Annotated in this window: 29 protein-coding genes; 13 read left to right on the top strand and 16 right to left on the bottom strand. The window is 65.1% G+C overall.

The genetic code is table 11. The features are described from left to right. Positions 1–37: 37 nt before the first annotated feature. Positions 38–1,135, top strand: coding sequence for a redox-regulated ATPase YchF (ychF, locus tag N2604_RS35970; RefSeq protein WP_260372664.1), 1,098 nt, complete (start codon positions 38–40; stop codon positions 1,133–1,135). A 147-nt stretch (positions 1,136–1,282) separates the two neighbouring features. On the opposite strand, the gene N2604_RS35965 is transcribed toward ychF, so the two are convergent. Further along, positions 1,283–1,579: a DUF4282 domain-containing protein gene (locus N2604_RS35965; RefSeq protein WP_028134403.1), complete on the bottom strand. Its 297-nt coding sequence runs from the start codon at positions 1,577–1,579 to the stop codon at positions 1,283–1,285. Positions 1,580–1,758: 179 nt separating this feature from the next. Here N2604_RS35965 and N2604_RS35960 point away from each other — a divergent pair, with 179 nt between their 5' ends. From N2604_RS35960 to N2604_RS35950, 3 genes are all read left to right on the top strand, one after another. Beyond that, positions 1,759–2,211, top strand: a complete 453-nt coding sequence (locus N2604_RS35960) for a MaoC family dehydratase (protein WP_260372663.1) — start codon at positions 1,759–1,761, stop codon at positions 2,209–2,211. Further along, a complete protein-coding gene (locus tag N2604_RS35955) occupies positions 2,211–2,690 on the top strand; it encodes a MaoC family dehydratase (RefSeq protein WP_260372662.1) in 480 nt (159 codons plus the stop codon). Before N2604_RS35960 ends, N2604_RS35955 begins: the two co-directional genes overlap by 1 nt. Positions 2,691–3,040: 350 nt before the next feature. Continuing rightward, positions 3,041–3,187, top strand: coding sequence for a hypothetical protein (locus N2604_RS35950; RefSeq protein ID WP_027545961.1), 147 nt, complete (start codon positions 3,041–3,043; stop codon positions 3,185–3,187). A 38-nt stretch (positions 3,188–3,225) separates the two neighbouring features. On the opposite strand, the gene N2604_RS35945 is transcribed toward N2604_RS35950, so the two are convergent. The 5 genes from N2604_RS35945 to N2604_RS35925 all read right to left on the bottom strand — a co-directional run bounded on the left by N2604_RS35945 (position 3,226) and on the right by N2604_RS35925 (position 6,855). Beyond that, the gene (locus N2604_RS35945; protein ID WP_007614812.1) at positions 3,226–3,363 is read right to left on the bottom strand and encodes a hypothetical protein; all 138 of its coding nucleotides are present in this window, start codon (positions 3,361–3,363) and stop codon (positions 3,226–3,228) included. A 356-nt stretch (positions 3,364–3,719) separates the two neighbouring features. Continuing rightward, on the bottom strand, positions 3,720–4,142 hold the full coding sequence (locus tag N2604_RS35940) for a hypothetical protein (RefSeq protein ID WP_260372661.1): 423 nt from the start codon (positions 4,140–4,142) through the stop codon (positions 3,720–3,722). 355 nt (positions 4,143–4,497) lie between these two features. Continuing rightward, positions 4,498–5,406, bottom strand: a complete 909-nt coding sequence (locus N2604_RS35935; protein ID WP_260372660.1) for a hypothetical protein — start codon at positions 5,404–5,406, stop codon at positions 4,498–4,500. Between the two features lie 371 nt (positions 5,407–5,777). Continuing rightward, on the bottom strand, positions 5,778–6,218 hold the full coding sequence (locus tag N2604_RS35930) for a nuclear transport factor 2 family protein (protein WP_260372659.1): 441 nt from the start codon (positions 6,216–6,218) through the stop codon (positions 5,778–5,780). Between the two features lie 199 nt (positions 6,219–6,417). Beyond that, positions 6,418–6,855 carry a nuclear transport factor 2 family protein gene (locus N2604_RS35925; RefSeq protein ID WP_260372658.1) on the bottom strand — a complete coding sequence of 146 codons (438 nt, stop codon included), beginning with the start codon at positions 6,853–6,855 and terminating at the stop codon, positions 6,418–6,420. 381 nt (positions 6,856–7,236) lie between these two features. Here N2604_RS35925 and N2604_RS35920 point away from each other — a divergent pair, with 381 nt between their 5' ends. Next, positions 7,237–7,623 carry a hypothetical protein gene (locus N2604_RS35920; protein WP_260372657.1) on the top strand — a complete coding sequence of 129 codons (387 nt, stop codon included), beginning with the start codon at positions 7,237–7,239 and terminating at the stop codon, positions 7,621–7,623. Between the two features lie 108 nt (positions 7,624–7,731). On the opposite strand, the gene uvrB is transcribed toward N2604_RS35920, so the two are convergent. The 4 genes from uvrB to N2604_RS35900 form a co-directional block, all read right to left on the bottom strand. After that, the gene (gene uvrB, locus N2604_RS35915) at positions 7,732–10,644 is read right to left on the bottom strand and encodes an excinuclease ABC subunit UvrB (protein WP_260372656.1); all 2,913 of its coding nucleotides are present in this window, start codon (positions 10,642–10,644) and stop codon (positions 7,732–7,734) included. A gap of 93 nt (positions 10,645–10,737) precedes the next feature. After that, positions 10,738–10,965, bottom strand: coding sequence for a hypothetical protein (locus N2604_RS35910; protein ID WP_260372655.1), 228 nt, complete (start codon positions 10,963–10,965; stop codon positions 10,738–10,740). A 52-nt stretch (positions 10,966–11,017) separates the two neighbouring features. Beyond that, positions 11,018–11,242, bottom strand: coding sequence for a hypothetical protein (locus N2604_RS35905; protein WP_260372654.1), 225 nt, complete (start codon positions 11,240–11,242; stop codon positions 11,018–11,020). A gap of 103 nt (positions 11,243–11,345) precedes the next feature. Continuing rightward, the gene (locus tag N2604_RS35900) at positions 11,346–12,260 is read right to left on the bottom strand and encodes a LysR substrate-binding domain-containing protein (protein ID WP_260372653.1); all 915 of its coding nucleotides are present in this window, start codon (positions 12,258–12,260) and stop codon (positions 11,346–11,348) included. A gap of 154 nt (positions 12,261–12,414) precedes the next feature. Between N2604_RS35900 and N2604_RS35895 the strand changes: the two genes are divergently transcribed. The 3 genes from N2604_RS35895 (at position 12,415) to N2604_RS35885 (ending at position 14,237) form a co-directional block, all read left to right on the top strand. Further along, a complete protein-coding gene (locus tag N2604_RS35895; RefSeq protein WP_260372652.1) occupies positions 12,415–13,197 on the top strand; it encodes a sulfite exporter TauE/SafE family protein in 783 nt (260 codons plus the stop codon). Then, a complete protein-coding gene (locus N2604_RS35890) occupies positions 13,194–13,424 on the top strand; it encodes a hypothetical protein (RefSeq protein WP_172788732.1) in 231 nt (76 codons plus the stop codon). Before N2604_RS35895 ends, N2604_RS35890 begins: the two co-directional genes overlap by 4 nt. 114 nt (positions 13,425–13,538) lie before the next feature. Then, the gene (locus tag N2604_RS35885; RefSeq protein ID WP_260372651.1) at positions 13,539–14,237 is read left to right on the top strand and encodes a glutathione S-transferase family protein; all 699 of its coding nucleotides are present in this window, start codon (positions 13,539–13,541) and stop codon (positions 14,235–14,237) included. A gap of 56 nt (positions 14,238–14,293) precedes the next feature. On the opposite strand, the gene N2604_RS35880 is transcribed toward N2604_RS35885, so the two are convergent. After that, positions 14,294–14,509 carry a hypothetical protein gene (locus tag N2604_RS35880; RefSeq protein WP_260372650.1) on the bottom strand — a complete coding sequence of 72 codons (216 nt, stop codon included), beginning with the start codon at positions 14,507–14,509 and terminating at the stop codon, positions 14,294–14,296. A gap of 117 nt (positions 14,510–14,626) precedes the next feature. Here N2604_RS35880 and N2604_RS35875 point away from each other — a divergent pair, with 117 nt between their 5' ends. The 5 genes from N2604_RS35875 to N2604_RS35855 all read left to right on the top strand — a co-directional run bounded on the left by N2604_RS35875 (position 14,627) and on the right by N2604_RS35855 (position 19,862). Then, positions 14,627–16,183, top strand: coding sequence for a DUF1800 domain-containing protein (locus N2604_RS35875; RefSeq protein WP_260372649.1), 1,557 nt, complete (start codon positions 14,627–14,629; stop codon positions 16,181–16,183). A 2-nt stretch (positions 16,184–16,185) separates the two neighbouring features. Next, on the top strand, positions 16,186–17,403 hold the full coding sequence (locus N2604_RS35870) for a DUF1501 domain-containing protein (RefSeq protein ID WP_260372648.1): 1,218 nt from the start codon (positions 16,186–16,188) through the stop codon (positions 17,401–17,403). 477 nt (positions 17,404–17,880) lie between these two features. Then, a complete protein-coding gene (locus tag N2604_RS35865; RefSeq protein ID WP_260372647.1) occupies positions 17,881–18,234 on the top strand; it encodes an endonuclease domain-containing protein in 354 nt (117 codons plus the stop codon). A gap of 137 nt (positions 18,235–18,371) precedes the next feature. Beyond that, positions 18,372–19,320 (top strand): IS630 family transposase gene (locus N2604_RS35860; protein ID WP_260372646.1). Its coding sequence is split into 2 segments (ribosomal slippage): positions 18,372–18,707 and positions 18,709–19,320, totalling 948 coding nucleotides; the frame shifts between segments, so codons are not numbered across the junction. A gap of 218 nt (positions 19,321–19,538) precedes the next feature. After that, positions 19,539–19,862, top strand: a complete 324-nt coding sequence (locus N2604_RS35855; protein ID WP_260372645.1) for an antibiotic biosynthesis monooxygenase — start codon at positions 19,539–19,541, stop codon at positions 19,860–19,862. A 217-nt stretch (positions 19,863–20,079) separates the two neighbouring features. Here N2604_RS35855 and N2604_RS35850 read toward each other — a convergent pair whose 3' ends face one another. The 5 genes from N2604_RS35850 to N2604_RS35830 form a co-directional block, all read right to left on the bottom strand. Then, complete coding sequence (locus tag N2604_RS35850; protein WP_260372644.1) at positions 20,080–20,535, bottom strand: GNAT family N-acetyltransferase; 456 nt, start codon at positions 20,533–20,535, stop codon at positions 20,080–20,082. Positions 20,536–20,619: 84 nt separating this feature from the next. Beyond that, positions 20,620–21,432 carry a PAS-domain containing protein gene (locus tag N2604_RS35845; protein ID WP_260372643.1) on the bottom strand — a complete coding sequence of 271 codons (813 nt, stop codon included), beginning with the start codon at positions 21,430–21,432 and terminating at the stop codon, positions 20,620–20,622. A gap of 128 nt (positions 21,433–21,560) precedes the next feature. Further along, on the bottom strand, positions 21,561–21,719 hold the full coding sequence (locus N2604_RS35840; protein ID WP_260372642.1) for a hypothetical protein: 159 nt from the start codon (positions 21,717–21,719) through the stop codon (positions 21,561–21,563). Positions 21,720–21,792: 73 nt separating this feature from the next. Beyond that, positions 21,793–21,969, bottom strand: coding sequence for a hypothetical protein (locus N2604_RS35835; RefSeq protein ID WP_162832045.1), 177 nt, complete (start codon positions 21,967–21,969; stop codon positions 21,793–21,795). Positions 21,970–22,124: 155 nt separating this feature from the next. Beyond that, positions 22,125–22,775, bottom strand: a complete 651-nt coding sequence (locus N2604_RS35830) for a glutathione S-transferase family protein (protein WP_260372641.1) — start codon at positions 22,773–22,775, stop codon at positions 22,125–22,127. Between the last annotated feature and the right edge of the window lie 123 nt (positions 22,776–22,898).

The raw sequence follows: 22,898 nt of genomic DNA, 5'->3' as shown, positions 1-22,898 counted from the left end.
CACGCACGCGCCCGCGGCGCGAAGACTGGAAGAAACCATGGGATTCAAATGCGGGATCGTCGGATTGCCCAATGTCGGCAAGTCGACCTTGTTCAATGCGCTGACCGAGACGGCCGCGGCGCAGGCCGCGAACTATCCGTTCTGCACCATCGAGCCGAATGTCGGCGAGGTCGCCGTCCCCGATCCGCGGCTGGAAAAGCTCGCCGCGATCGCCAAGTCGGGCCAGATCATCCCGACCCGGCTGACCTTCGTCGACATTGCCGGCCTCGTGCGCGGCGCCTCCAAGGGCGAAGGCCTCGGCAACCAGTTCCTGGCCAATATCCGCGAGGTCGACGCCATCGCGCATGTGGTGCGCTGCTTTGAAGACTCCGACATCACCCATGTCGAGGGCAAGATCGCCCCGCTCGCCGACATCGAGACCATCGAGACCGAGCTGATGCTCGCCGATCTCGACAGCCTCGAGAAGCGCGTCGATAACCTCACCAAGAAGGCCAAGGGCAACGACAAGGACGCCAAGGAGCAGCTCGACCTCGTCAACCGCACCCTGGTGCTGCTGCGTGAGGGCAAGCCCGCGCGCCTCGTCGAGCGCAAGGCGGAGGAGGAGCGGGCGTTCTCGATGCTCGGCCTGTTGTCGTCAAAGCCCGTGCTCTATGTCTGCAACGTCGAAGAGGGATCCGCGGCCACCGGCAACGCCTTCTCCAAGGCGGTCGAGGAGCAGGCGGCGAAGGAGGGCGCGGTCGCCGTCGTCATCTCCGCCAAGATCGAATCCGAGATCGCGACGATCTCGCGTGACGAGCGCGCGGACTTTCTGGAGACCTTGGGCCTCGAAGAAGCCGGTCTCGATCGCCTGATCCGCGCCGGCTACGGGCTGCTCGACCTCATCACCTACTTCACCGTGGGTCCGAAGGAAGCGCGCGCCTGGACCATCCATCGCGGCACCAAGGCGCCCGCAGCGGCCGGTGTGATCCACACCGATTTCGAGAAGGGTTTTATCCGCGCCGAGACCATCGCGTATGAGGACTACGTCGCGCTCGGCGGCGAAGCCGGTGCCCGCGATGCCGGCAAGCTCCGCCTCGAAGGCAAGGACTACGTCGTCGCCGACGGCGACGTGATGCATTTCAGGTTCAACACGTAGACTGGATCTCGTGCCCCGGATGCAGTGCAGCGCTTCTTCAGCGCTGCGCTGCAGAGCCGGGGCCCAGGAAATCTTGATTGCGGATGTATGGGTCCCGGCTCTGCGTCGCGTCATTGCATGCCGCGCCGCGTCCGGGACACGAGAGCCTCACCGCATCCCTGATCCCTGGTCCCTGATGGCGCCGAGATGCTCGTTGATGCGGAAGACGATCAGGATCAGCTCCGCGACGATGCGCGAGAACACGATGCCGACCACGACGCTCGCGATCGAGGACAGCAGCACCAGGAAGCCGCCGAACGGGCTGATCGCCATCGCAGCGAGGCCCGAGAAAATGCCGGAGAGGCCGAACAGGCAGATCAGCGCGATCACCAGCCAGTAGAAGGTCTTGATGATCGTCGGCGTGATGAAGCGGTCCCATTGGAACAGGTCGCTGAATGAGAACATTGCTCTCCCCAAAGGCAATCGCAAGGCAAATCGGGACTTCAAATCGGGCTTCGGCCGTCGATCGATCCGACTCAAATCAACGCCGATCCCAAGTATGTAGCACGAGCCATGCGGACCGGCGGGTTGAGATTGCCGCAAAGTGCGGCCACAATCTGTCATTCCCGCAAAGCTTTCCCGAGATGATCCTGACCTTCGAAGATTTTCCGCCCGGCCGGTTCGGAACGTTCGGCCCGCGCCATGTCACCCGCGACGAGATCCTGGCCTTTGCCGCCGAGTTCGATCCGCAGCCGATGCACCTGGACGAGGCGGCCGCGGCCAGGAGCATGCTGCGCGGCCTGTCCGGCTCGGGCTGGCACCTGTGCTCGCTGATGATGCGGATGATGGCCGACGGCTTCATCACCCGCGCTTCGTCACTGGGATCTCCCGGCGTCGACGAGGTGCGCTGGCTGTCGCCATTGCGGCCCGGCGACGATCTCACGCTCGACGTCGATGTGCTGGAGGCGCGGGTCTCGAAGAGCCGCCCTGAGCTCGGCATCGTCAAGTTCAAATGCACCGCGCGCAATGCGGCCGGGCTGGCGCTTGCCGAGATGACCTCGCCGATCCTGATCAAGCGGCGCGAGGGAGCTGCCTGATGCGGTTCTTCGACGACATCGCGATCGGCCAGCGCCGCGAGATCGGTGCGTACACGTTCACGGCGGAAAAGATCAAGACCTTCGCCGCGAAGTTCGATCCGCAGCGCTTTCACCTCGACGAGGAGGAGGGCAAGAACTCGCTGTTCGGTGGGCTCGCGGCCTCGGGCTGGCATGTCGGCTCGGCCTGCATGAGCCTGCTTGTCGCCGACGGCCAGCGCCTGGCGCGCGAGGCCGCTTCGCGCGGCGAGGAGGTCGCGGTATGGGGCCCGTCGCCTGGTTTTCGCGACCTGCGCTGGATCAGGCCGGTGCTCGCCGGCGACACCATCTCTTACGTCAATGAAGTCATCGACAAGCGCACCTCCGCCTCGCGCCCCGGCTGGGGCATCTTGACGGCCCGGACCACCGGCACCAACCAGCGCGGCGAGGAGGTCTATTCCATCACCGCCTCCGCCTTCGTGCCGCTGCGCAAGGGCGCATGATTTAGAATTGATCGAGCTGGTCGCGGTTCCTTCACCTCTCCCCGCTTGCGGGGAGAGGTCGAATTCGATCGCAGATCGAATTCGGGTGAGGGGGTACAGGTCTTTCGATAACCGCATCTGCGGAGAGAGGCCCCTCACCCCAACCCTCTCCCCGTAAGAACGGGGAGAGGGGGAAGAGAAAGCGAGCGAGTGTTGCCCGCGCGCTATGGACGCGATTCCGGGTGGCTGCCATAAGCCTGCGCAACATGGTGACCGCGAAGCAGTTTGGCGGAACCAGTGAGTTGCTAACTAATTATGAACCTGTCGCTGTCTATTTGAAACGAATTGGCAGACGACAGGGGACGAGGACCATGGCTGACCGCGGCGCACTCAAATTTGTTGGATTCATCTTCGCGACTGCGACGCTGGCCGTGATGCTGGTCGCCGGCATGGTGGTGAAGGGCTATGCCGATGGCGCCTACACGCTCGAAGCCTCGACCGTGGAAGCGGCCCGGTAAGAATTCGTTAATGATCGCGGCCGGCATCCGGCCGCAGCTCAGCGGCTATAGACGAACGCCAGGATGGCGATCGCAACCGCCAGCAGCCCGACAAAGCGCAGCATGATCGTGCCGAATTGATTCGGCGCGGGCCGCAACGGGATCGGGTCCGTGGTGTCGGGCCGAATGCTTTCCATCTGGAATGTCCCCTGAGCCCGGCCGTGGCTGCACGGGCACTTGGCGTTTGTCGCCGGGAAGGGGCTGGGGGTTCAAAGGGCAGTCTGGTGTCCCGGACGCGCTGCAGCGTGCAACGCTGCTGCGCAGAGCCGGGACCCATTCGGCCGCGCTGCCTCACCCTCCGCTGTCATGCCCCGCGAAGGCGGGGCATCCAGTACGCCGCGGCTTCTCGGCTCCAGCCTCGCTGTCTCGGAGTACTGGATCACCCGCCTTCGCGGGTGATGACACCTGTGTTAGAGAAACGGCTGCGTGACCCAACCCAAATCAAAACCGCCGCGTCCCTTTTCGGAACGCGGCGGCCAATGATGCGTCGCGATCAGCTGTTGCGCAGGCCGTCTGCGGCGCGCTTCCACTGCGCGACGTTGTCGGCGATCATGCGGGTCGACTTCATCGCGGCCTGGCTGAGCTGGGCGTAGCCGGAGATCTCGCGCTGGACGCGCTGGCCTTCGGCGTGGAGCAGGTCGCGCAGGCTCTCGAGCTCGGAGATCAAATTCTCGATCTCGGCGAGCGAGGTGCCGGCGACGCGCTGGATCAGCGAGTTGACGTTGTTGACGGTGGCTTCCGCGCTCGGGTCGAGCGGCGGCGCGTCGGTGGTGCTCGATGCCGGACGGCGCAGATAGGCGATGTCGTTGCGGACGAAATCGCGGATGCCGGCCTCGACCTCGGTCACGGCGGCAAGGTTGGTGTCGACCGTCTCGGTCTCGGAGGCTTCGACCTTTTCAGGACGCATGGCGTTCATCGTTATTCCCCTGTTCGCGTTGAGCGCAGCGCGAGTGTCCCCCGCACGACGACGTCTGTGAGGCAAGCCGCATCAGGGCGTCCGATTTTGACCGCAAATGGGCCGAGATGCGGCAAGGCCGGACCATTCGAGGGTTTTGCCGTGGCGTATGGTTAGGGGAGTGTGAATGCTGTCGCGGTGAGGTGAGGCCGCAGCTCGGCCGGTGCTTCACTCCCTCGCCCCGCTTGCGGGGAGAGGGTGGGGTGAGGGGAAGTCTCCGCGGGGACGGTGAGAGTTGGACTCGCGGAGAGTCCCCCTCACCCGGAATTTGCTGTCGCAAATTCCGGCCTCTCCCCGCACGCGGGGAGAGGCAAAGCTACCAGCTCTTCTTGAAGCCCGCGGTCACGCTCTTGTTCAGCGTGCCTTGCGGGGTTTCACCGACCGAGCCGGAAACGGTGACGTTGTCGAACAGCTTCTGCTCCGCGCCGACCTTGCGCAGCCATTTGTCGTCGGTGGTCGACAGCGTCTGGCCGGCAATGATGCTGGTGCCGGTGTCGGTGACGGTGACCTTGGCGGTCTGGTCGGTCTCGTAATTGCGCGTGACGTGGCCGCCGATGCCGGGGACCGCACTGGTGCCCTGCTGGTTGACGCTGTAGCCGTTCTGCAGCGTCAGCGAGGTGTCGCTCGACAGCGGCACCGACTTGGTCAGGGACGCCCCGATCTTGCTGTGCTCGGCGCCGGGATCGACCCTGGCTTCCACCGCGGTCTTGTCCCAGATCGCGCCGGCGCCGGGCGCGGTTGCCGTCGCCCAGGCGCTGCCCGAGGATTGCGGCAGGCTGCCGCCGTTGGTGGCCTTCTGCGCCAGCAGCTCGGACATCGTCCTGGGCTCGCTCGCCACCGTCATGTCGGCGCCGATCCGGGTATCCCAGAACGAGGACACGGATTGCTTCACGGTCACCGCCGAGGAGCCGTTGGCATTGGGGTTCGACGACCAGTCGAGCCCTTCCCTGGCGGCGGCCTGGGCGCGCTTCTTGGCGGCCATCGGGTCGATGCCGGTCCCCGCATCGACCGCGAGCTGGCTCCAGTCGAGCTTGTCGACGTCGATGCCCTTCATGATGTCGGGATCATTGACCTCGGGGGTTTCGGCCGCCTCGGCCTCGTCGTCGGATGCCGGTGAGGAGAAGGGCGGAATGATCTGCGCCTGTAACGTCAGCGCCGAGCCCAAGATGAATGCGGCCGCCAGCAACGGCAGCCTGGTCCAGCCAAACCCTGTCGAGAATTCCATCGTCCTGCCCGCGAACCCCAGCACATGCTGTCCGCCCCACTATAGCGGCCGCAATGACCATGCGCCATTCCGGCGCTGAAAGTGCCGATGTTTCGTTGCGGAATTGTGGCGGGTCGCAAGGGGACGCGAACCAACGGGCCGCGCGAAAGGCGCGCGCCCGATGACGAGCTCGTGATGCGACGGCATCCGGCGGGGCTGGAGGCCAGGACGTCGCGATCGCCGCGTCATCGGTCCCGAACAGCGGGGCCCGTTGGCGTCCCCCAAAAGCGCGATGATCATCATCGCGCTTCAGGTTGTTGTTTGCGCATGATCTTCTCGGAAAACCGCTTCGCACTTTGCGCTAACGCGGCCCTTCGGGTCCGGATCATGCGTTAGCCGACGCTGGTCATCTTCGGCAGATGAATGGCGCGGCCGAGTGCCTGCTCGACCAGGTCGAAGGTGTCGATCAGCACCCGCATGCTGATCAGTTTGCCGGCCTTGAACTGGGCGAACTGCGCCACGCGCAGGCTGATCGGCTTGTTGGAATCCAGGGCCGTCAGCGAATAGCGCAGCATCGAGGCGGCGGAATCGACGCCCAGCATGATGCTCTCGCGGTCGAAGCGGCGGACGTGGAAATTGTCGGCGAGCTGGCGGATGACGTCGAGCACGGCATCCTTGCCCTGGCGCGCGCCGAGGAACGGAAACATGTCGATCGGGCCGTAGAGCGCCCACTCGACGTCCTCGTCGATCAGGGCCTTGATGTCCTCGAAATGCCTGTCGTTGATCGCGCGGTGCAACGCACGCGAGAAACGCCAGAGGCTGTGCTCTGTCATTTGGGGCAGTCCTGAAGCTGGCTTGACGGAAAAAACGGCAAACAACCCCACGCGCAATCACGCGCCGGGGCTCAACTCATTTGTATACAAATAAATTAGCAGATTTCGGTCGAAACGCAATTCACGTTTTTGCAATGCACACTTGATCGCTCTTTGTGAGATTTGCAATAGAATCCCGTAATTGTCCGGGCCGCGACGCTCACCGCCCCGTGATCAGCGGCCCGATCTCCCGCTCCAGCACCTGCTGCACCAGGTCGTAGGAATCGGTGATCTCGCGGATCTCCGCCACCAGCCCGCCGCGGAAGGTGTAGAACACCGCCGCGTCGAATTGCACGACGCGGTCGTTGCTGCGCTTCCTGAAATAGGCGTGCACGTAGGTCGCGACCGCCTCGTCGTCAGCGACGATGCGCGGCGCCTTGTAGCGGATTTCCGAATAGCGCGACAAGACCGTCTGCCAGAACTCGCGCAGCTCCTGTTTGCCATGGCGCGGCACCATGTGCGGCATCACATCGCTCGGCGCGTGGGTGAGGAAGTCGACGTCGTCGGTGCAGCAGGCCAGCGCCGTCTCGACGTCGCCGCGTGTGAGAGCATCGAGCAGGTGCACGACGCGTTGGCGATTCAGCTTCTCCACCGTCATTCCGCCTATCCTCGTTTGGCCCGTGACGTCGCGCAACGGTAACGTGCGGCTTCTCACACCGGCAATCCGCAAAACCACAGGGATGTTGCAGACGTTTTGACGCACGAACGCAATGCCCGGTTCATGGTATGCAATTTCTGGTCGAGCTATGGGATGGTTGCACGAATTCGCGCTATTCGGATGCGTGGTAGCGGCAACAGCAGAGCCAGACCAAGGGCAGGGGAAGCTGTAACTCTCTGTCATTCCGGGGCGCGCCACTTGGCGCGAACCCGGAATCCATCTCGCCGCTGATCCCGGTCGCGGAATAGGGCGTGACCCATCTCACATCACCCCACCGGCGTCGCAGTTACCGTCATCGGCATGTCATCAGGGAGACGTGCCATGGCCGCCATCGCCACCGCCAGAAAGTCCCGCCTGCATAACGCGCTCGAAGGCCTCGCGCTGACCGCGACCCTGCAGAGCTTCCCGACCTTCGCCACTGCGGCCTTCCTGCTCAAGCTCTGCGGCAACCACGACCTGGTCGGCGACCCCGGCGTCGCCATCTTCGTCGCGGTTGCCTCGTTCACCCACGCCCTGATCGCCGTGACCCTGGGTCCGAGCTTCCCGCACCTGTTCAAGACCGTCTACGAGCCGAAATTCTTCGAGGCCCATTTGTCGCTCTCCGACAAGATCACCGCCTGGCGCACCCAGCCCGTCGCCTCGCTGCAACTGGTGACGATCGTGCTGCTGCTGTCGGTGATGGCCGTGGTGACGGCGAGCGTGGGGTGAGGGGAGTAAGGTCTCTGCACGTCATTCCGCCGCAGAGCGGCGAGCTATGATGCGCAATTGCGCATCTGAGAATCCACAACCACGAACGTCGCCGATAACCTGCGCCGCCTACCTCTTCTTCCACCCCCCGCGCCGCCCCGGCGCGCCGCCCGTCGACTTCGGCGCGGGTCCGAACTCCGGGCCCGACTGCCGCGAATCCGTCGGCTGGATGATCCTGCTGGTGCTGCCGAACGGTTTTGACGGCAGCGCGCGGCTCTCGCGGTAGGGCAGCGATTCCGGGCCGTGCATCTCGTCGAGATGCGGCTTGTGCACGCGGGAGCCCTTAGCCCCGCCGGCCTTGAGCGCGGTTGCGGCGCTCTTGTTCTTCATGGCGCTGACGGGGAGGTTGCCGGCGTCGCCGTATTTCTTCGCCCCAGTGTAGGCGCCGGCCTTGCCCGCGACCACGCGCTGCTTGGCGGTGGGGTCGTCGACCACGGCGAGCTCGGTGGCGCGCAGGCGCTTGACCTCGTCGCGCAGGCGGGCGGCTTCCTCGAAGTTCAGATCGGCGGCGGCCTCGCGCATCCTTGTTTCGAGATCGGCCAGCACGGCCTCGAAGTTGTGGCCGATCGAGATGACGTCGTCGGTCATGTCGTGGCCGCCGACCTCGACCAGCACGTGGTCGCGCTCGTAGACCGAGTTGAGGATGTCGCCGATCTGCTTCTTCACGCTCTCCGGCGTGATGCCGTTGGCGTTGTTGTACTCGACCTGCTTCTCGCGGCGGCGGTTGGTTTCGGCGATGGCGCGCTCCATCGACCCGGTCATCTGGTCGGCATAGAGGATCACCTTGCCGTCGACGTTGCGCGCGGCGCGGCCGATGGTTTGGATCAGCGAGGTCTCGCTGCGCAGAAAGCCTTCCTTGTCGGCATCGAGGATCGCGACCAGGGCGCATTCGGGAATGTCGAGGCCTTCGCGGAGCAGGTTGATGCCGACCAGCGCGTCGAAGGCACCCAGGCGCAGATCGCGAATGATCTCGATGCGCTCGATCGTGTCGATGTCGGAGTGCATGTAGCGGACGCGAATGCCCTGCTCGTGCAGATATTCGGTGAGGTCCTCGGCCATGCGTTTTGTGAGGACCGTGATCAGCGAGCGATAGCCCGCTTGCGCGGTGGCGCGGACTTCGCCGACGAGATCGTCGACCTGCGTGCGCGCGGGGCGAATATCAACGGGAGGATCAATAAGTCCGGTGGGGCGAATGACCTGCTCGACGAACACGCCGCCGCTCTCGTTCAGCTCCCAGCTGCCCGGGGTCGCCGACACCGCGACGGTCTGCGGCCGCATCATGTCCCATTCCTCGAAGCGGAGCGGGCGGTTGTCCATGCAGGAGGGCAGGCGGAAGCCGTATTCGGCCAGGGTCGCCTTGCGGCGGAAGTCGCCGCGGAACATGGCGCCGATCTGCGGGATGGTGACGTGGCTCTCGTCGGCGAAGATCAGCGCGTTGTCGGGGACGTATTCGAACAGCGTCGGCGGCGGCTCGCCGGGGCGGCGCCCGGTGAGGTAGCGCGAATAGTTCTCGATGCCGGCGCAGCTGCCCGTCGCCTCCATCATCTCGAGGTCGAAGGTGGTGCGCTGCTCCAGCCGCTGCGCTTCCAAAAGGCGCCCCTGGTTGTGGAGCTGGTCGAGCCGCTGCTTCAGCTCTGATTTGATCGACTTGATCGCCTGCACCAGCGTCGGGCGCGGCGTCACGTAGTGCGAGTTTGCGTACATCTTGATGAATTCGAGCTCGTCCTGCTTGTGGCCGGTGAGCGGATCGAACTCCTCGATGGTCTCGATGGTGTCGCCGAACAGGTTCACGCGCCAGGCGCGGTCCTCATAGTGCGCCGGGAAGATGTCGATGACGTCGCCGCGCACGCGAAACGTGCCGCGGGTGAAATCGGCCTGGGTGCGCCTGTACTGCAGCGCGACGAGGTCGGCGATCAGCTGGCGCTGGTCGATGCGCTCGCCCTTCTTCAGCGCGAAGGTCATCGCGGTATAGGTCTCGACCGAGCCGATACCGTAGATGCAGGACACCGAGGCGACGATGATGACGTCGTCGCGCTCGAGCAGGGCGCGTGTCGCCGAGTGGCGCATGCGGTCGATCTGCTCGTTGATCGACGAATCCTTCTCGATGTAGGTGTCGGTGCGCGGGACGTAGGCCTCGGGCTGGTAGTAGTCGTAGTAGGAGACGAAGTACTCGACCGCGTTGTCCGGAAAAAAGTTCTTGAACTCGCCATAGAGCTGGGCGGCCAGCGTCTTGTTCGGCGCCAGGATCAGGGCCGGGCGCTGCGTCGCCTCGATCACCTTGGCCATGGTGTAGGTCTTGCCCGAGCCGGTGACGCCGAGCAGCACCTGCGAACGGTCGTTGCGGTTGATGCCCTCGACCAGCTCGGCGATCGCGGTCGGCTGGTCGCCCTTGGGCTCGTAGGCCGACTTGATCTCGAAGCGCACGCCACCTTCGGACTTTTCCGGCCGCGGCGGCCGGTGTGGCGTCCACACTTTCATGGAGCCGTCGTCCTTGCGGAACTCCGGGCGGCCTTCGCGGATCAGCGATTCCAGCGCATCCGCCGTGGCCTTGACGCCGAGTGCCTCCATCTTGGACCGCGGCGGGCGCGCCAGCGCCTCGGCATCGTCCTCCTCGGTGGGCAGGCCGAGCTGCCGCGCCAGTTCCGGATCGAGCGTCGGAATCGTGGCCGCGGTTCCGTAATTGGCCTGCGGCGCCTCTTCCAGTCCCGCTCGGTGGTCGCTGGGGAAGTCCTTTGGCGTCGAAGCCCGCGCGCGATGCGCGGCGGCTTCGCCCCCGGCGCGGCGGTCGCGCGAATTGTTCGGCGGCGGCTGCAGGCCGGTGCCTGATCCCAAGCCCGCATCGCCGCGATTGATCGCGGGATTGAGCAGTTCGGCCAGCGCCGGCCCGATCGGCTGCACATCGGGGCGATGCGCCTTCGAGTTCGGAGCCTTGGTCTTCGGGGATTTGCCGGATTTTTCGGAGGATGCAGGTTTCTTCGCCATGAGGCGAATATGGGACGAGTCCGCCCCGCAATAAAGGGTGAATGCCCGTGGCCGTGCAGGCTGCTGACAGCAGGTTGGCAGCAGCCTTGCGGTTCACGCCGCGGGCAGCGGCCCCTCGTCGTCGCCGGCCGCGACATTCGGCTCGAGGATGTCGAGATGAATGCCGCCGCAATCGGTGCAGCGCATGGTCCAGTACTCGCATCCGGCGCGGCCGCCGATCACGCGGAGCACCGCGAGATCGCCGTCGCATTCCGGGCAATTGGAGAGCACTGCGCGGGCGTAGATCCGCGGCTGCGCTGCATCGGTTTCGATGATGGACATGACCGGTTTCCCCCCTTTTCGCCGCCCTGTCTGTGGTCCGCCTGCGGACCGCCTATTCGTCGTCGCTGCCCGCCCGCAGCCGGAAACGATCGATGTGGTGCTTGGCATCGGCAATCGCGGCATCGCGATCGGGCCAGGCGAAGCCGACTTCCATGGCCGGAAACAGCACGCCGTCGATGGCCACCGGGCTGAGATCGGCACGGCGGATCCGCGCGTGCCACAGCCCCTTGCCAGCTTCGAAGGATTCGATGTCAAAGCCGTCGTAGAGGGTCGTCATGAGTGTAGGTCCCACGTTTCTTTTCGGAGGGTCAGGGGACCACGTTTGCGGATTTTGGGATGTGAAGCCGTTCACAAGCAGGCGGCTTTTTTGCCGCCCGACATCAGTTCCGCGCTGCAGCACGGCCGATCTTGCGCGGGCGGGCAGCGGGTTCCGATGCCGCCCGCATGATCCAGCGGCGGAAGGCGGCAAAGTCGCGCTGCTCGGTCTGGAAGCTGCGATAGAGCAGGTACCAGCGCATGCCCTTGGGTACCGAGAGGTCGAACGGCGCCACCAGCCGGCCGGCCGCGAGATCGTCGTCGATATAGGGGCGGATGCCCATGGCGATGCCGAGCCCGTCGGCCGCGGCCTGCAGCGCCTGGCCGTAGAACTGGAACTCGGGCCCGCGAGCGTTGATCCTCGCTGTGCCCGCCGCCTTCAGCCAGATCGGCCAGTCCTCGGGTGAGTGCGCGACGCGGATCAGGCTCGGCCCCTTCAGGTCGGCCGGGCGCTTCAATCCGCCGGCGAGGCGCGGCACGCAGACGGGGGTGAGGTCGCCGGCGAACAGCGGCTCGGCGACGAGGCCGGGCCAATCGCCGGTGCCGAGCTTGATGCCGCAGCTCCAGTCCTCCCCGAACGGCACCGCGGCGCCGCCGGTGGTGAAGCGCACCTCGATGTCGGGCTCCTCGCTGCGAAACTCCGACAGGCGCGGGATCAGCCAGCGCATCGCAAAGGTGTGGCCGACGCCGATGGTGAGCACGCGCACGCTGGCGGGCGCCGTCACCTGTGCCGTGAGGCTCGCCAGCGCATCGAAGATCGGGGTCAGCCCGCTCTGATAGGCGCGGCCCGCCTGTGTCAGCACCAGGCGATTGGCCTTGCGCTCGAACAGCGCGACGCCGAGCCGCTCTTCGAGCAGGTGCACCATGCGGCTGACGGCGGCCGCCGATACGCTCAGCTCCAGCCCGGCCGCAGCAAAGCTGCCGGTCCGCGCCGCCGCCTCGAACGCCTTGATGCCGTTGAGAAACAGCAGCCGCCGCAAATGACCCACCCTCAGGAAAACTGATGCCAGGGCAAGATAACTCCGTTTGCGCGAGAGGGGCAAGCGAGGCACGTTCCCCTTCGCCTCTCCCCGCAAGCGGGGCGAGGGAGTGAAACAGTTTGCGTCCCTCACTCGCCCTCAGGAGATTCCTCTCGTGACGCCCATCATGATCGCTGCCCTCGGATTGCTGATGGTGGCTACCGCCTTCCTGTCGGGGCTGTTCGGCATGGCGGGCGGGCTGATCCTGATCGGCGTGCTGCTGGCCCTGATGCCGCTGCCGACCGCGATGGTGCTGCATGCGATCACGCAGATGGCCTCGAACGGCTGGCGGGCGTTTCTGTGGCGGGCGCATATCCGCTGGCGGCCGGTTGCGAACTATATGGTCGGCGCGGCCGTCGCGCTCGCCGCCTGGTCGCTGACCCGCTACGTGCCGGACAAGCCGACGGCGCTGCTGCTGCTCGGCATCACCCCTTTCATGGCGCGGCTTCTGCCGGCGAACATCAAGCCGGATCCCGACCGTCTCTGGCAGGGCACGGTCTATGGCACGATCTGCATGGGCCTAATGCTGATGACCGGCGTCTCCGGCCCGCTGCTCGACACCTTCTTCCTCGGCGGCGATTTCGGCCGGCGCGAGAAGGTGGCGACCAAAGCGATGTGCCAGCTCATCAGCCATTTCACCAAGCTGATTTATTTCGGCGGCATCATCGATCAGGCCGCGAGTCTCGATCCCGTGCTCGCCGCCGTCGCGATTGCAGCCTCGATGCTCGGCACCACGCTGGCGCGGCGCATCCTCGAAGCCATGACCGACCAGCAGTTCATCGCCTGGTCCAACAAGCTGATCACCACCATCGCCTGCTATTACATCGCCTATGGCGGCTGGCTGCTGCTGCTGCGTGCGCCGGTTCTGGCCGCCTTCGACAAGGGAGGTTTGCAATGAGCGAGACGGCCGATCCGCTGGTGCTGGACTTCGTCGAATGGGTGGCGCGCGAGCCGCGCGCCTACGCCGAGGTGCTCGCGACCTGGAAGACCTCGTGCCCGCGCCTCACTATCTGGGAAGATGCCGCCGAGCGCGGCTACGTCGCGCGCGAAACCATTGCCGGAATCGGGCTGGTGATCGCGGTGACGGAAGGCGGCGAGAGGCTGTTGCGCGCGAACGGGCGGTGATGCGCACCTCTGCCTCCACATCATCATTGCGAGCGCCAGCGAAGCAATCCAGAATGTCTCCGCGGAAGCAGTCTGGATTGCTTCGCTGCGCTCGCAATGACGGAGCACTGGCCAATGTCACTCAAGCTCTATGAACTCGTCGGCACCGATCCTTCGCGCCCCTTCAGCCCGTATTGCTGGCGCACGCGGATGGCGCTGGCGCATAAGGGCCTTGCGGCGGAATCGCTGCCCTGGCGCTTCACCGAGAAGAGCGCGATCGCGCCGCACGGCTCGGAGAAGGTCCCCGTGCTGTTGCATCACGACAAGCCCGTCGTCGATTCCTGGACCATCGCGAACTATCTCGAGGACAATTTTCCGGATCGCCTCTCGCTGTTCGGCGGCGACGGCGGCCGCGCCATGGCGCGCATGATCAATGCGTGGGGCGACATCGCCATCGTCGGCGGCATCTTTCCGCTCATCATCGCCGACATCCCGTACAATCTGAATGAGGTCGATGCCGCCTATTTCCGCAAGTCGCGCGAGGCGCGCTTCGGCGGCAAGACGCTCGAGGAGATCATGGCGAACCGCGATGCCGGCGTCGTCGCGTTCCGCAAGTCGCTGGAAGTGATGCGCCAGACGTTCAAGACGCAGCCCTTCATCGGCGGGGATGCGCCGAACTACGCCGATTACATCGTGTTCGGCGGATTCCAATGGGCGCGCGTGGTCAGCCCGTTCAAGCTGCTCGAAGCGGATGATCCGGTCTATGCCTGGCGCGAAAAGCTGCTGGATGCGTTCGACGGCATGGCGCGAAAGTCGCCGGGATTTGCGGTGTAACGCACGTAGCCCGGATGGAGCGCAGCGAAATCCGGGGCCGGTGCTAGCATCCCGGATTACGCTTGCGCTCCATCCGGGCTACAGGCCGCCGCTTTCCGCAAACACTCCCGGCACAGGCAGTCCTCGCCCTGGATCGGCATCGGCAGCCGTGCCGTCTCCGCCGCGCACCAGCAATTGCCCGAGAGATCGCAGCCGAATTCGCTGCCGCAGCGGGAACAGGTGAGACGGCGCGCAAGTGCCGGCGCTGACGGCATTTCTTTCGGATTTGTCATGATTTACGTCGAAGCTTCGCCGTCATTTTCATGTCGGGTTCATCTGCCGCTGCGGTATATTACGCGCCGCCCGCGTCGCAGGAAAGCACCTCCCAACGCGCGAAGGACAGATCATCGATGGCCCGCGATTCGCAAGCCGCCCTCGTCGCGCTCAACCGCTTCGGCTTCGGCGCCCGCGGCGGTGCATCGGGCGATCTCATCAACGCAAGCTCCGACCCGCGCGGCTTCGTGAAGGCGGAGCTTTCGCGTTCCAATGGCGTGCTGCTGGAAGCGCCGGGCCTGCAATCGACGCCGCAACTCGGGCAGGCCGTGTTTGCCTATCAGGACGAGGTCAAGCAGGCGCGTGAGGCGGCGATGGCCGCCGCGCCGGTCGAGACGCCGGCACAAGCGCCTGCCGATCAGAAGCCGCCCTTGCGCCGCAATCTCTCGCTGAATGCCGCGGCAGAGATCACTGGCCAAATGGCCGATGCAAAGCCCACAGGCAGCGCACCGAAGCCGGAGACCATGCAGCCGAGCGCGGCCGCGCCGCAGCCCGCGGCCAAGCCCGCGCCGCAGCCGCTCAATGTGATCCAGAAAACCTTTCGCGCCGAGGCGCTGGCGCGGTTGCAGCGCGCCACGCTCGTCGAGTGCGGCTTCACCGAGCGCCTCGTCGCGTTCTGGTCCAACCATTTCTGCATCTCCGCCAGCAAGGGCGAGCTGGCGCGGATCTGGGCCGGCGCGTTCGAGCGCGAGGCGATCCGGCCGCACGTGCTCGGGCGCTTCGCCGACATGCTGAGGGCGGTCGAGCAGCATCCGGCCATGCTGTTCTTCCTCGACAACCAGCAATCGCTTGGACCTGACTCGCGCGCGGGGCAAAACCGCAAGCGCGGGCTGAACGAAAATCTCGCGCGCGAGATCATGGAGCTGCATACGCTCGGCGTCGGCGGCGGCTACACGCAAGGCGACGTTACCTCGCTCGCGCGCATCATCACCGGCTGGACCTTTGCCGGTAGGCAAGGGCAGCTCGGGGTCCCCGGCTCCTTCGTCTTCAACGTCAATGCGCATCAGCCCGGGCCGCAGATCCTGCTCGGCAAGACCTACGATCAGGCGGGCCTCGCACAGGGCGAAGCCGCGCTCGCCGATCTCGCGCGGCATCCCTCGACCGCGAGTTTCATCGCCACCAAGTTCGTCCGTCACTTCGTCGCGGACGATCCGCCGCCGGCGCTCGTTGCGCGCCTGCGCGACGTCTTCGTCAAGACCGACGGCGATCTCAAGGCGCTGGCGACGGCGCTGGTCGATTCCGATGAAGCATGGAAGGCGCCGCTCACCAAGATGCGCTCGCCATACGATTTCCTGGTTGCGAGCGGCCGGCTGCTGGCTCGCGTGCCGGAGGATCCCGGCGCCTATCTGAACAACCTCAATCTGCTAGGCCAGCCGCTGTGGTCGCCGCCGGGCCCCAACGGCTTTCCCGATACCAATGCCGCCTGGGCCGCGCCCGAAGGCATCAAGCTCAGGCTCGACATCGCGGCGCAGATCGGCGCGCGGCTCGGCAACAACATCGATCCGCTCGACCTGCTGGAGTTCGCCGCCGCCGATGCCGCCTCGACCGAGACGCGGCGGACCATCGAGCGCGCGGAGTCGCGGCAGCAGGCGCTGGCGCTGCTGTTGATGTCGCCGGAAATGCAGAGGAGATGATGATGACCGACTGCGTCGAGAACCGGCTCCTCGCATCCCGCCGCGGTCTCCTGCTCGGCGGCGCCTCCTTTGCAGCCTGGGCTTACCTGCCGAAATTCGCCCGCGCGGCCGACGGGCGCGATCCGCGATTGGTCGTGGTGATCCTGCGCGGCGCGCTGGACGGGCTCTCGACCGTCGCGCCGATCGGCGACCCCGATTATGCCGGCCTGCACGGATCGATCGCGCTCACGGCCGACGGCGCGCATCCCGCAATCATGCTCGACTCGTTCTTCGCGCTGCATCCGGCGATGCCTGAGTTCGCACGCATGTATCGCGACAAGCATGCGGCGGTGATCCACGCAGTCGCGACGCCCTATCGCGACCGCTCGCATTTCGACGGCCAGGACGTGCTCGAAAGCGGCTATGCCGGTCCGGGCCGCGTCCAGTCCGGCTGGCTCAACCGCGCGCTGGAAGCGCTGCCGCGCGGCGAGCGCGTGTCGAGCGGGCTTGCGGTCGGTCCCACCACGCCGCTGGTGCTGCGCGGCAGCGCGCCCACCGTGGGCTGGGCGCCGGTCGCGCTGCCGCAGGCCGATGACGACACTGCGATGCGCCTCGTCGAGCTCTACCGTCACCGCGATCCCGCTTTGGCCTCCGCGTTGTCGCAAGGCCTTCAGCTCGACAAGGCGGCGAGCGGCGACGATATGAAAGCGACGCGCGGCAACGCCGTCGCACAGATGCGACAGGTCGCGCGCGGCGCTGCAAAGCTGATGGCGGCCGATGATGGCCCGCGCATCGCCGCGCTCGCCTTCGACGGCTGGGACACGCATGCCAATGAAGGCGGCCCTGTGGGGCGTCTCGCCTTCCTGCTCGGCGGCCTCGACGGCGCGCTCGCCGAGTTCGAAAGCGGCCTGGGAGATCGCTGGCGCGACACCGTCGTGGTCGTCGCCACCGAGTTCGGCCGCACCGCGCGTATCAACGGCACCGAGGGCACCGATCACGGCACCGGCACGATCGCCTTGCTCGCCGGCGGCGCGGTGAAAGGCGGCCGCGTCATCTCGGACTGGCCGGGCCTCAAGCTCGCGAATTTGTATGAGGGCCGCGACCTCAAGCCGACGACGGATCTGCGCTCGGTGATCAAAGGCGTGCTGCAGGATCAGTTCGGCCTGTCCGATCGCGTGCTGGCCGAGACGGTGTTTCCCGACAGCGCAAGCGCAAGGCCGATGAAGGGGCTCGTGGTCTGACTTAATCTCTCCCCGCCCTTCTGCGGGGAGAGGTCGGATTGGTCAGGCGCGGGCGCCTGAGCAATCCGGGTGAGGGGCAAGGCACTCTACTGCCACGAACAAAATCCTTCCGACTCGCAAGACGATTGCGATCGCGCGCACCGTATATACAATTCACACCGAACTCGCGGAGGCAGCCCCTCACTCCCTCTCCCCGTAAGAACCAGGGCTATCGCATATGACTTGTGACGTCGGCCTGCGCGCACGCCTCGTCCTTCGAGACGGCGCTGACGCGCCTCCTCAGGATGAGGCTAATCAGCGTCAGTGCTCGTTGAAACTGCTGCCGCGCACTCCGCCCTCATCCTGAGGAGCCCGCCCAAAGCGGGCGTCTCGAAGGATGGCCGCCGGGAAAAGCTCTCAAATGCGATAGCCCTGCCGTAAGAACGGGGAGAGGGAGTGAGAGAACGGTGCGTCCATTGCGAGTGAGGGGGCAGCGAAATGCGTGGCCACAACGAGAAATCCATCCGCCTTGCAAGACGCTTGCGCGTTGATCAAACAGATGCCGAGACGGTCCTCTGGAATCGCATTCGCAATCGGAGGGTCGATGGGCACAAATTCGTAAGGCAAGAGCCGATCATCGGCTACATCTGCGATTTCGTATGTCGCGAGAAGCGGATCGTCATAGAAGTCGACGGCGGGCAGCACAATGAATCCGCAGCGGATGCAATGCGAGACGAGCGCTTGAGGGAGAAGGGCTACAAGGTGCTGCGCTTCTGGAACAACGATGTCCTCGGGAATATCGAAGGTGTTCTCACCGTGATTCAGATCGAGCTCGCGGCGGGGGAGGTGTGACCTAACCTCTCCCCGCCCTTCTGCGGGGAGAGGTCGGATCGCATTAGAGCGGTTCACGAATTTATTGAATCGGAAGGGATTCCGGATCTGGGGCGAATATGATTCAAGATGCTGGCTGGGCTGGAGGCCAGCATCCCATGGTCCGACCAATTTCCAACGATTTACGTAAGCGTGCGGTATCCGCGGTTGCCAAGGGTGAGAGCTGCCGTTCTGTGGCGGCACGGTTTGGTGTTGCGGTCTCGTCGGTTGTGAAGTGGTCGCAGCGTTATCGAACGACCGGCTCGGTAGCGCCTGGCAAGATGGGTGGTCACCGCAAGCCTGTGCTTGATCCGCACCGCGCCTTCATCGTCGAGCGGATCACTCAGACGCCGCACCTGACGCTGCATGGTCTGAAGGCGGAGCTGGCTGCCCGTGGGGTTAAGGTCTCACACAATGCAGTCTGGCTGTTCCTGCGTCGGGAAGGGCTGCGGTTCAAAAAAAACACTGTTCGCGCTCGAACAGGCTCGCGCCGACGTCTCTCGTAGGCGCCAGCGTTGGCGGTCCTGGCAGACCGGACTTGATCCGGGCCGGCTCGTCTTCATCGATGAGACCTGGATCAAGACCAACATGGCCCCCTTGCGGGGCTGGGGCCCCAAAGGGGCACGCCTGCGCGGCTTCACCCCGCACGGGCACTGGCGTACCCTCACATTCCTCGGCGCACTCCGCCACGACCAGCTCACCGCCCCCTGCGTCTTCGATGGGCCGATCAACGGCCAATGCTTCCGCGCTTACGTGAAGCACCTCCTCCTTCCGACCCTGCGCGAGGGCGATATCGTCATTCTCGACAATCTCGGAAGCCACAAGTCGAGAGCCGTCAGGCAGATGATCAAGGCGGCTGGAGCCAGGCTCTGGTACCTGCCGCCATACTCGCCCGACCTCAATCCGATCGAACAGGCCTTCTCCAAGATCAAACATTGGATGCGGCAGGCTCAAAAGCGCACCATCGAGGACACTTGGCGCCACATCGGTCACCTCGTCCAGGACATCCAGCCTCGTGAATGTGCCAACTACTTCGCTAACGCCGGTTACGCTTCAATCAAAATGTGAAATGCTCTAGCGATCCGGGTGAGGGGCAGGGCACGCTGTTGCCACGAACCAAGTCCCTCCGACTCGCAAGCCGATTGCGATCACGTGCGTTGTATCTACAATTCAGACCGAACTCGTGGCGCCGCCCCTCACCCCGCCCTCTCCCCGTAAGAACGGGCGAGGGAGCGAGAGAGCGGTGCCTCCCTTACGATCGTCCGCCTTTGCAGGAGATTCAAGCAATGTACATCGCCATGAACCGCTTCCGCGTCGCCAAGGGCTCCGAGTCCGCCTTCGAGCAGGTCTGGCTCACCCGCGACACCCATCTTGACAAGGTGCCGGGCTTTATCGAGTTTCATCTGCTGCGCGGGCCGGAAGCCGAGGACCACACGCTGTACGCCTCGCACACCGTATGGGCGAATTATGCGGCGTTCGAGGCCTGGACCAAGTCGGAAGCGTTTCGCGCGGCGCATCATAAAGCGGGCGACAACAAGCCGCTTTATCTCGGCCATCCCCAGTTTGAAGGTTTCGAGGTGATGCAGACGGTGGGGCGCGGCACCAAGTAGCGTTGCCAGCAAAAAAATGCGGCCCCTGTCAGACGCGGCGACTGACGGGGACCGCTTGGGGCGCGTGATCGGTGACGGGGGCCTGACCAGACGCAGGGGCAGCGTAGCCTCGCTGTGTTACGCGCGGGTGACACGCGGAGTTATCCACAGGCCGCCAAAGCATGATCCGGAAAAGTGCGAAGCGGTTTTCCGAAAAGATCATGCTCAAAGAACAGGCTCAGAAGATCTTGCGATAGACGATGAAGCCGGAGCGCTCCGCGACCTTGTCGTACAGGCGCTGCGCCGTGAGATTGGTCTCGTGCGTCTGCCAGTAGACGCGCGGCGATCCCGCCAGCTTCGACCGCTCGTAGACGCCATGGATCAGCGCCGAGCCGACGCCCTTGCCGCGCGCGGCCTCGGACGTGAACAGGTCCTGCAGATAGCAGGACGGCTCGATCGCGGTGGTGCTGCGATGGAACAGATAATGCGTCAGGCCGAGCAGGCGGCCATCGCTTTCGGCGACCAGTGCATGCATCGGCTCATAGGCATCAAAGAAGCGCTGCCATGTCATCCGCGTGATCTCGGGCGCGAGCGCCGTCGGACCGGAGCGGCCGTAAAAGGCGTTGTAGCCGTCCCACAGCGGCAGCCATTGATCGTAATCCTGCCTGGTGACGGCACGAATGATGAGCGACATGTGAATTTCCGCGATCTCGGAGGTGCGATGAAGGGATGTCCTTCATACGTGATGATCGTATTGCCGATCAATCGCACACTCGCCTCACTCCGCAGCGCGCAAGTACCGGATCAGCTTGCGGCCGGTCGGATCGCGCAGCGAGCGATAGTAGTCGGCACTTGCCGGCGGATCGGTGTGGCGCACGAGGTCGGTCACCGGGGTGTAGCTCAGCATCCGCCCACCATCAGGCAACGCGGTGCAGACGAAGCGCAGCACCTCGCCGTTGCGCAGCTTGATGTTGATCGGCGTCGCATCGCCGACCCGCACCATCTCCATGCGCTGCGCGATGAAGGTGCCGAGCTCGTCCTCGGGCAGCTCGAACGCGCCGGTGTCGCGGCCGTGATACATCAGCGCGATGAAGGGCGGCTTGGCGTCGGCGATCTCGTCCGGCACCGCAAAATAATCGCGGAACGCGCGGTTGATGAATTCGGCCCGGGTCTCGGCATCGAGCAGCACGATGCCGATATCGACCTTGTCGAGCGCGGCCGACAGCCGCGCGGCAATGGCGTGGCTGCGGCGCTCGGCCGCGAAGCTGCCGAGCAGCCGCTCGCGCATCAGCCCGGTGATGCCGGCGGTGCCGAAAGCGGTGACGGCCAGGAGGCCGAGCTGCACCAGATCGGCGGCACCATGGCCGGAAACGCCGTGGCGGCTGAGGAAGAACAGTGCCGCGCCGATCACCGCGACAATCGCGGTCGTCACGGCGGAGGCGAGACCTGAGAGCGCGCCGGCGAGAGCCACGATGCCGAGGAGCAGCGGGGCGGGCGAGGGCGCGGGGACGAAGCGATCGAGCAGCATCGACAGCAGCAGGGCCGTTGCCGTCAGCGCCGGACCGGAGATTGCACGCCATCCGAACCGCATCGACCTGTCTCGCTCCTCCCGAACGAAGTAAGCCCGCAACACTGACTGATTGTTGCGTGACCGCGATGCGATTTCGTGCGGCGTGCTTAAGGCGCGCTTGCGGGCAAGCGTAAGGCTTTCGGATGATTTTAGACCATGTGCGCGTGCTTGATGCGCTGCTGCAGGGTCGGTGCATTCAGCGTCGACGTGCCTGCGCCCTTGCGCGTGCCGACGATGATCAACAGCGAGGCCGCGACCAGGATGGCCGCAGTCAGGGTGATTGCAACGACTACCACAGGTGATTTCATCGACGTCCTGTCGCGATGCCGGTCGGCGCGGGCCGCGCGGCGCCCTGAAGGCTGGTCCAGGATGAAACGGGAATCAGACCGGCAGGCCCATCGCCATGGTCGCCTTGGTCGACAGCACCGTCAGGGTGACGATCAGGCACAGCGAGAGCGCGGCGACGGCGAGCGAGGCCGCGACCGCATGGGTGAGCCGGGAAGACGCGACGGTAGCGGATGGGCTCTGAAAGCCCGCCGTGCCGGACGCCCGCATCATGGTCTAAATCCTTCAACACGCGAGCGAATCACCCGCGACTTTCCAGAATTTCCCAGTTTCAACCGGCAATATTGCGGCGGCGATCGCGCCGAAAGTGGCGGGATTGCGGCAAAGAAGTCCCTTGTGCCCGCTATTCGCCGGAGCGGGGCGCGCCGTCAGGCCCTCGCGGCGATGCTGGCGGGGTCGTCGATGTCGGCCGGGCGCCAGTCCATCGTCACGAAGCCGGGCGTGGCTTCGACGCGTTTCAGCCAGTCCCGGATCGCCGGGAAGGCCTGGAGGTCGAAGTCGCAGCGGTCGGCGAGGTGGGTGTAGCCGTACAGCGCGATGTCGGCGACCGTGAGCTGGCGCGCGGCGAAATAGGGGGTGGTCTTGAGATGGTTCTCCATCACCTGGAGCGCACCATAGCCGCGCTCCATCCAGTCCTCCAGCGAATGGGTTTGCAGGTCGCGACCGCCCTTGACCAGCGACAGCCAGAAATAGGCCGCGCCGATATTCGGCTCGAGCGCGTGCTGCTCGAAGAACATCCATTGCAGCGCCTCGGCGCGGTCGATGCGGTTCTCCGGCGCGAGCGGCGTGCCGACGGCGACGTACCAGAGGATCGCATTGGACTCGGCGAGATAGCGGTCCTCTCCGACCTCGAGCAGCGGCACCTGGCCCGACGGGTTCTTGGACAGGAAATCCGGCGTGCGGCTCTCGCCGCGCAGAATGTCCACCTCCACCGCTTCGTAAGGCAGGTTGAGCAGCGCCAGCGCAAGGCGGACCTTGTAGCTGTTGCCCGAGCGTTGCATCGAATAGAGCTTGTACATTCTGGCGTTCGAATCCGAGGACGAGAAGACGCGGCGCTCGTTGCCCCGCGAGGCGGCTAAACAATGATGCCGATGCGAATCCGCCGCAAGAGCCGGCCGATAGAAAAACTTCAAAACACTACC

It is taken from the genome of Bradyrhizobium sp. CB1015 (assembly GCF_025200925.1).
In the GTDB taxonomy this organism is placed as follows: Bacteria; Pseudomonadota; Alphaproteobacteria; order Rhizobiales; family Xanthobacteraceae; genus Bradyrhizobium.
Note: the sequence above shows the minus strand (reverse complement) of the source record. Positions and strands in the feature narration are given on the sequence as shown.

Bases quoted from the DNA above. Each gene is read 5' to 3' on its own strand.
- ychF (WP_260372664.1), top strand. From the start codon at position 38: ATGGGATTCAAATGCGGGATCGTCGGATTGCCCAATGTCGGCAAGTCG.
- N2604_RS35965 (WP_028134403.1), bottom strand. From the start codon at position 1,579: ATGTTCTCATTCAGCGACCTGTTCCAATGGGACCGCTTCATCACGCCG.
- N2604_RS35960 (WP_260372663.1), top strand. From the start codon at position 1,759: ATGATCCTGACCTTCGAAGATTTTCCGCCCGGCCGGTTCGGAACGTTC.
- N2604_RS35955 (WP_260372662.1), top strand. From the start codon at position 2,211: ATGCGGTTCTTCGACGACATCGCGATCGGCCAGCGCCGCGAGATCGGT.
- N2604_RS35950 (WP_027545961.1), top strand. From the start codon at position 3,041: ATGGCTGACCGCGGCGCACTCAAATTTGTTGGATTCATCTTCGCGACT.
- N2604_RS35945 (WP_007614812.1), bottom strand. From the start codon at position 3,363: ATGGAAAGCATTCGGCCCGACACCACGGACCCGATCCCGTTGCGGCCC.
- N2604_RS35940 (WP_260372661.1), bottom strand. From the start codon at position 4,142: ATGAACGCCATGCGTCCTGAAAAGGTCGAAGCCTCCGAGACCGAGACG.
- N2604_RS35935 (WP_260372660.1), bottom strand. From the start codon at position 5,406: ATGGAATTCTCGACAGGGTTTGGCTGGACCAGGCTGCCGTTGCTGGCG.
- N2604_RS35930 (WP_260372659.1), bottom strand. From the start codon at position 6,218: ATGACAGAGCACAGCCTCTGGCGTTTCTCGCGTGCGTTGCACCGCGCG.
- N2604_RS35925 (WP_260372658.1), bottom strand. From the start codon at position 6,855: ATGACGGTGGAGAAGCTGAATCGCCAACGCGTCGTGCACCTGCTCGAT.
- N2604_RS35920 (WP_260372657.1), top strand. From the start codon at position 7,237: ATGGCCGCCATCGCCACCGCCAGAAAGTCCCGCCTGCATAACGCGCTC.
- uvrB (WP_260372656.1), bottom strand. From the start codon at position 10,644: ATGGCGAAGAAACCTGCATCCTCCGAAAAATCCGGCAAATCCCCGAAG.
- N2604_RS35910 (WP_260372655.1), bottom strand. From the start codon at position 10,965: ATGTCCATCATCGAAACCGATGCAGCGCAGCCGCGGATCTACGCCCGC.
- N2604_RS35905 (WP_260372654.1), bottom strand. From the start codon at position 11,242: ATGACGACCCTCTACGACGGCTTTGACATCGAATCCTTCGAAGCTGGC.
- N2604_RS35890 (WP_172788732.1), top strand. From the start codon at position 13,194: ATGAGCGAGACGGCCGATCCGCTGGTGCTGGACTTCGTCGAATGGGTG.
- N2604_RS35885 (WP_260372651.1), top strand. From the start codon at position 13,539: ATGTCACTCAAGCTCTATGAACTCGTCGGCACCGATCCTTCGCGCCCC.
- N2604_RS35880 (WP_260372650.1), bottom strand. From the start codon at position 14,509: ATGACAAATCCGAAAGAAATGCCGTCAGCGCCGGCACTTGCGCGCCGT.
- N2604_RS35875 (WP_260372649.1), top strand. From the start codon at position 14,627: ATGGCCCGCGATTCGCAAGCCGCCCTCGTCGCGCTCAACCGCTTCGGC.
- N2604_RS35870 (WP_260372648.1), top strand. From the start codon at position 16,186: ATGACCGACTGCGTCGAGAACCGGCTCCTCGCATCCCGCCGCGGTCTC.
- N2604_RS35865 (WP_260372647.1), top strand. From the start codon at position 17,881: ATGCGTGGCCACAACGAGAAATCCATCCGCCTTGCAAGACGCTTGCGC.
- N2604_RS35855 (WP_260372645.1), top strand. From the start codon at position 19,539: ATGTACATCGCCATGAACCGCTTCCGCGTCGCCAAGGGCTCCGAGTCC.
- N2604_RS35850 (WP_260372644.1), bottom strand. From the start codon at position 20,535: ATGTCGCTCATCATTCGTGCCGTCACCAGGCAGGATTACGATCAATGG.
- N2604_RS35845 (WP_260372643.1), bottom strand. From the start codon at position 21,432: ATGCGGTTCGGATGGCGTGCAATCTCCGGTCCGGCGCTGACGGCAACG.
- N2604_RS35840 (WP_260372642.1), bottom strand. From the start codon at position 21,719: ATGAAATCACCTGTGGTAGTCGTTGCAATCACCCTGACTGCGGCCATC.
- N2604_RS35835 (WP_162832045.1), bottom strand. From the start codon at position 21,969: ATGATGCGGGCGTCCGGCACGGCGGGCTTTCAGAGCCCATCCGCTACC.
- N2604_RS35830 (WP_260372641.1), bottom strand. From the start codon at position 22,775: ATGTACAAGCTCTATTCGATGCAACGCTCGGGCAACAGCTACAAGGTC.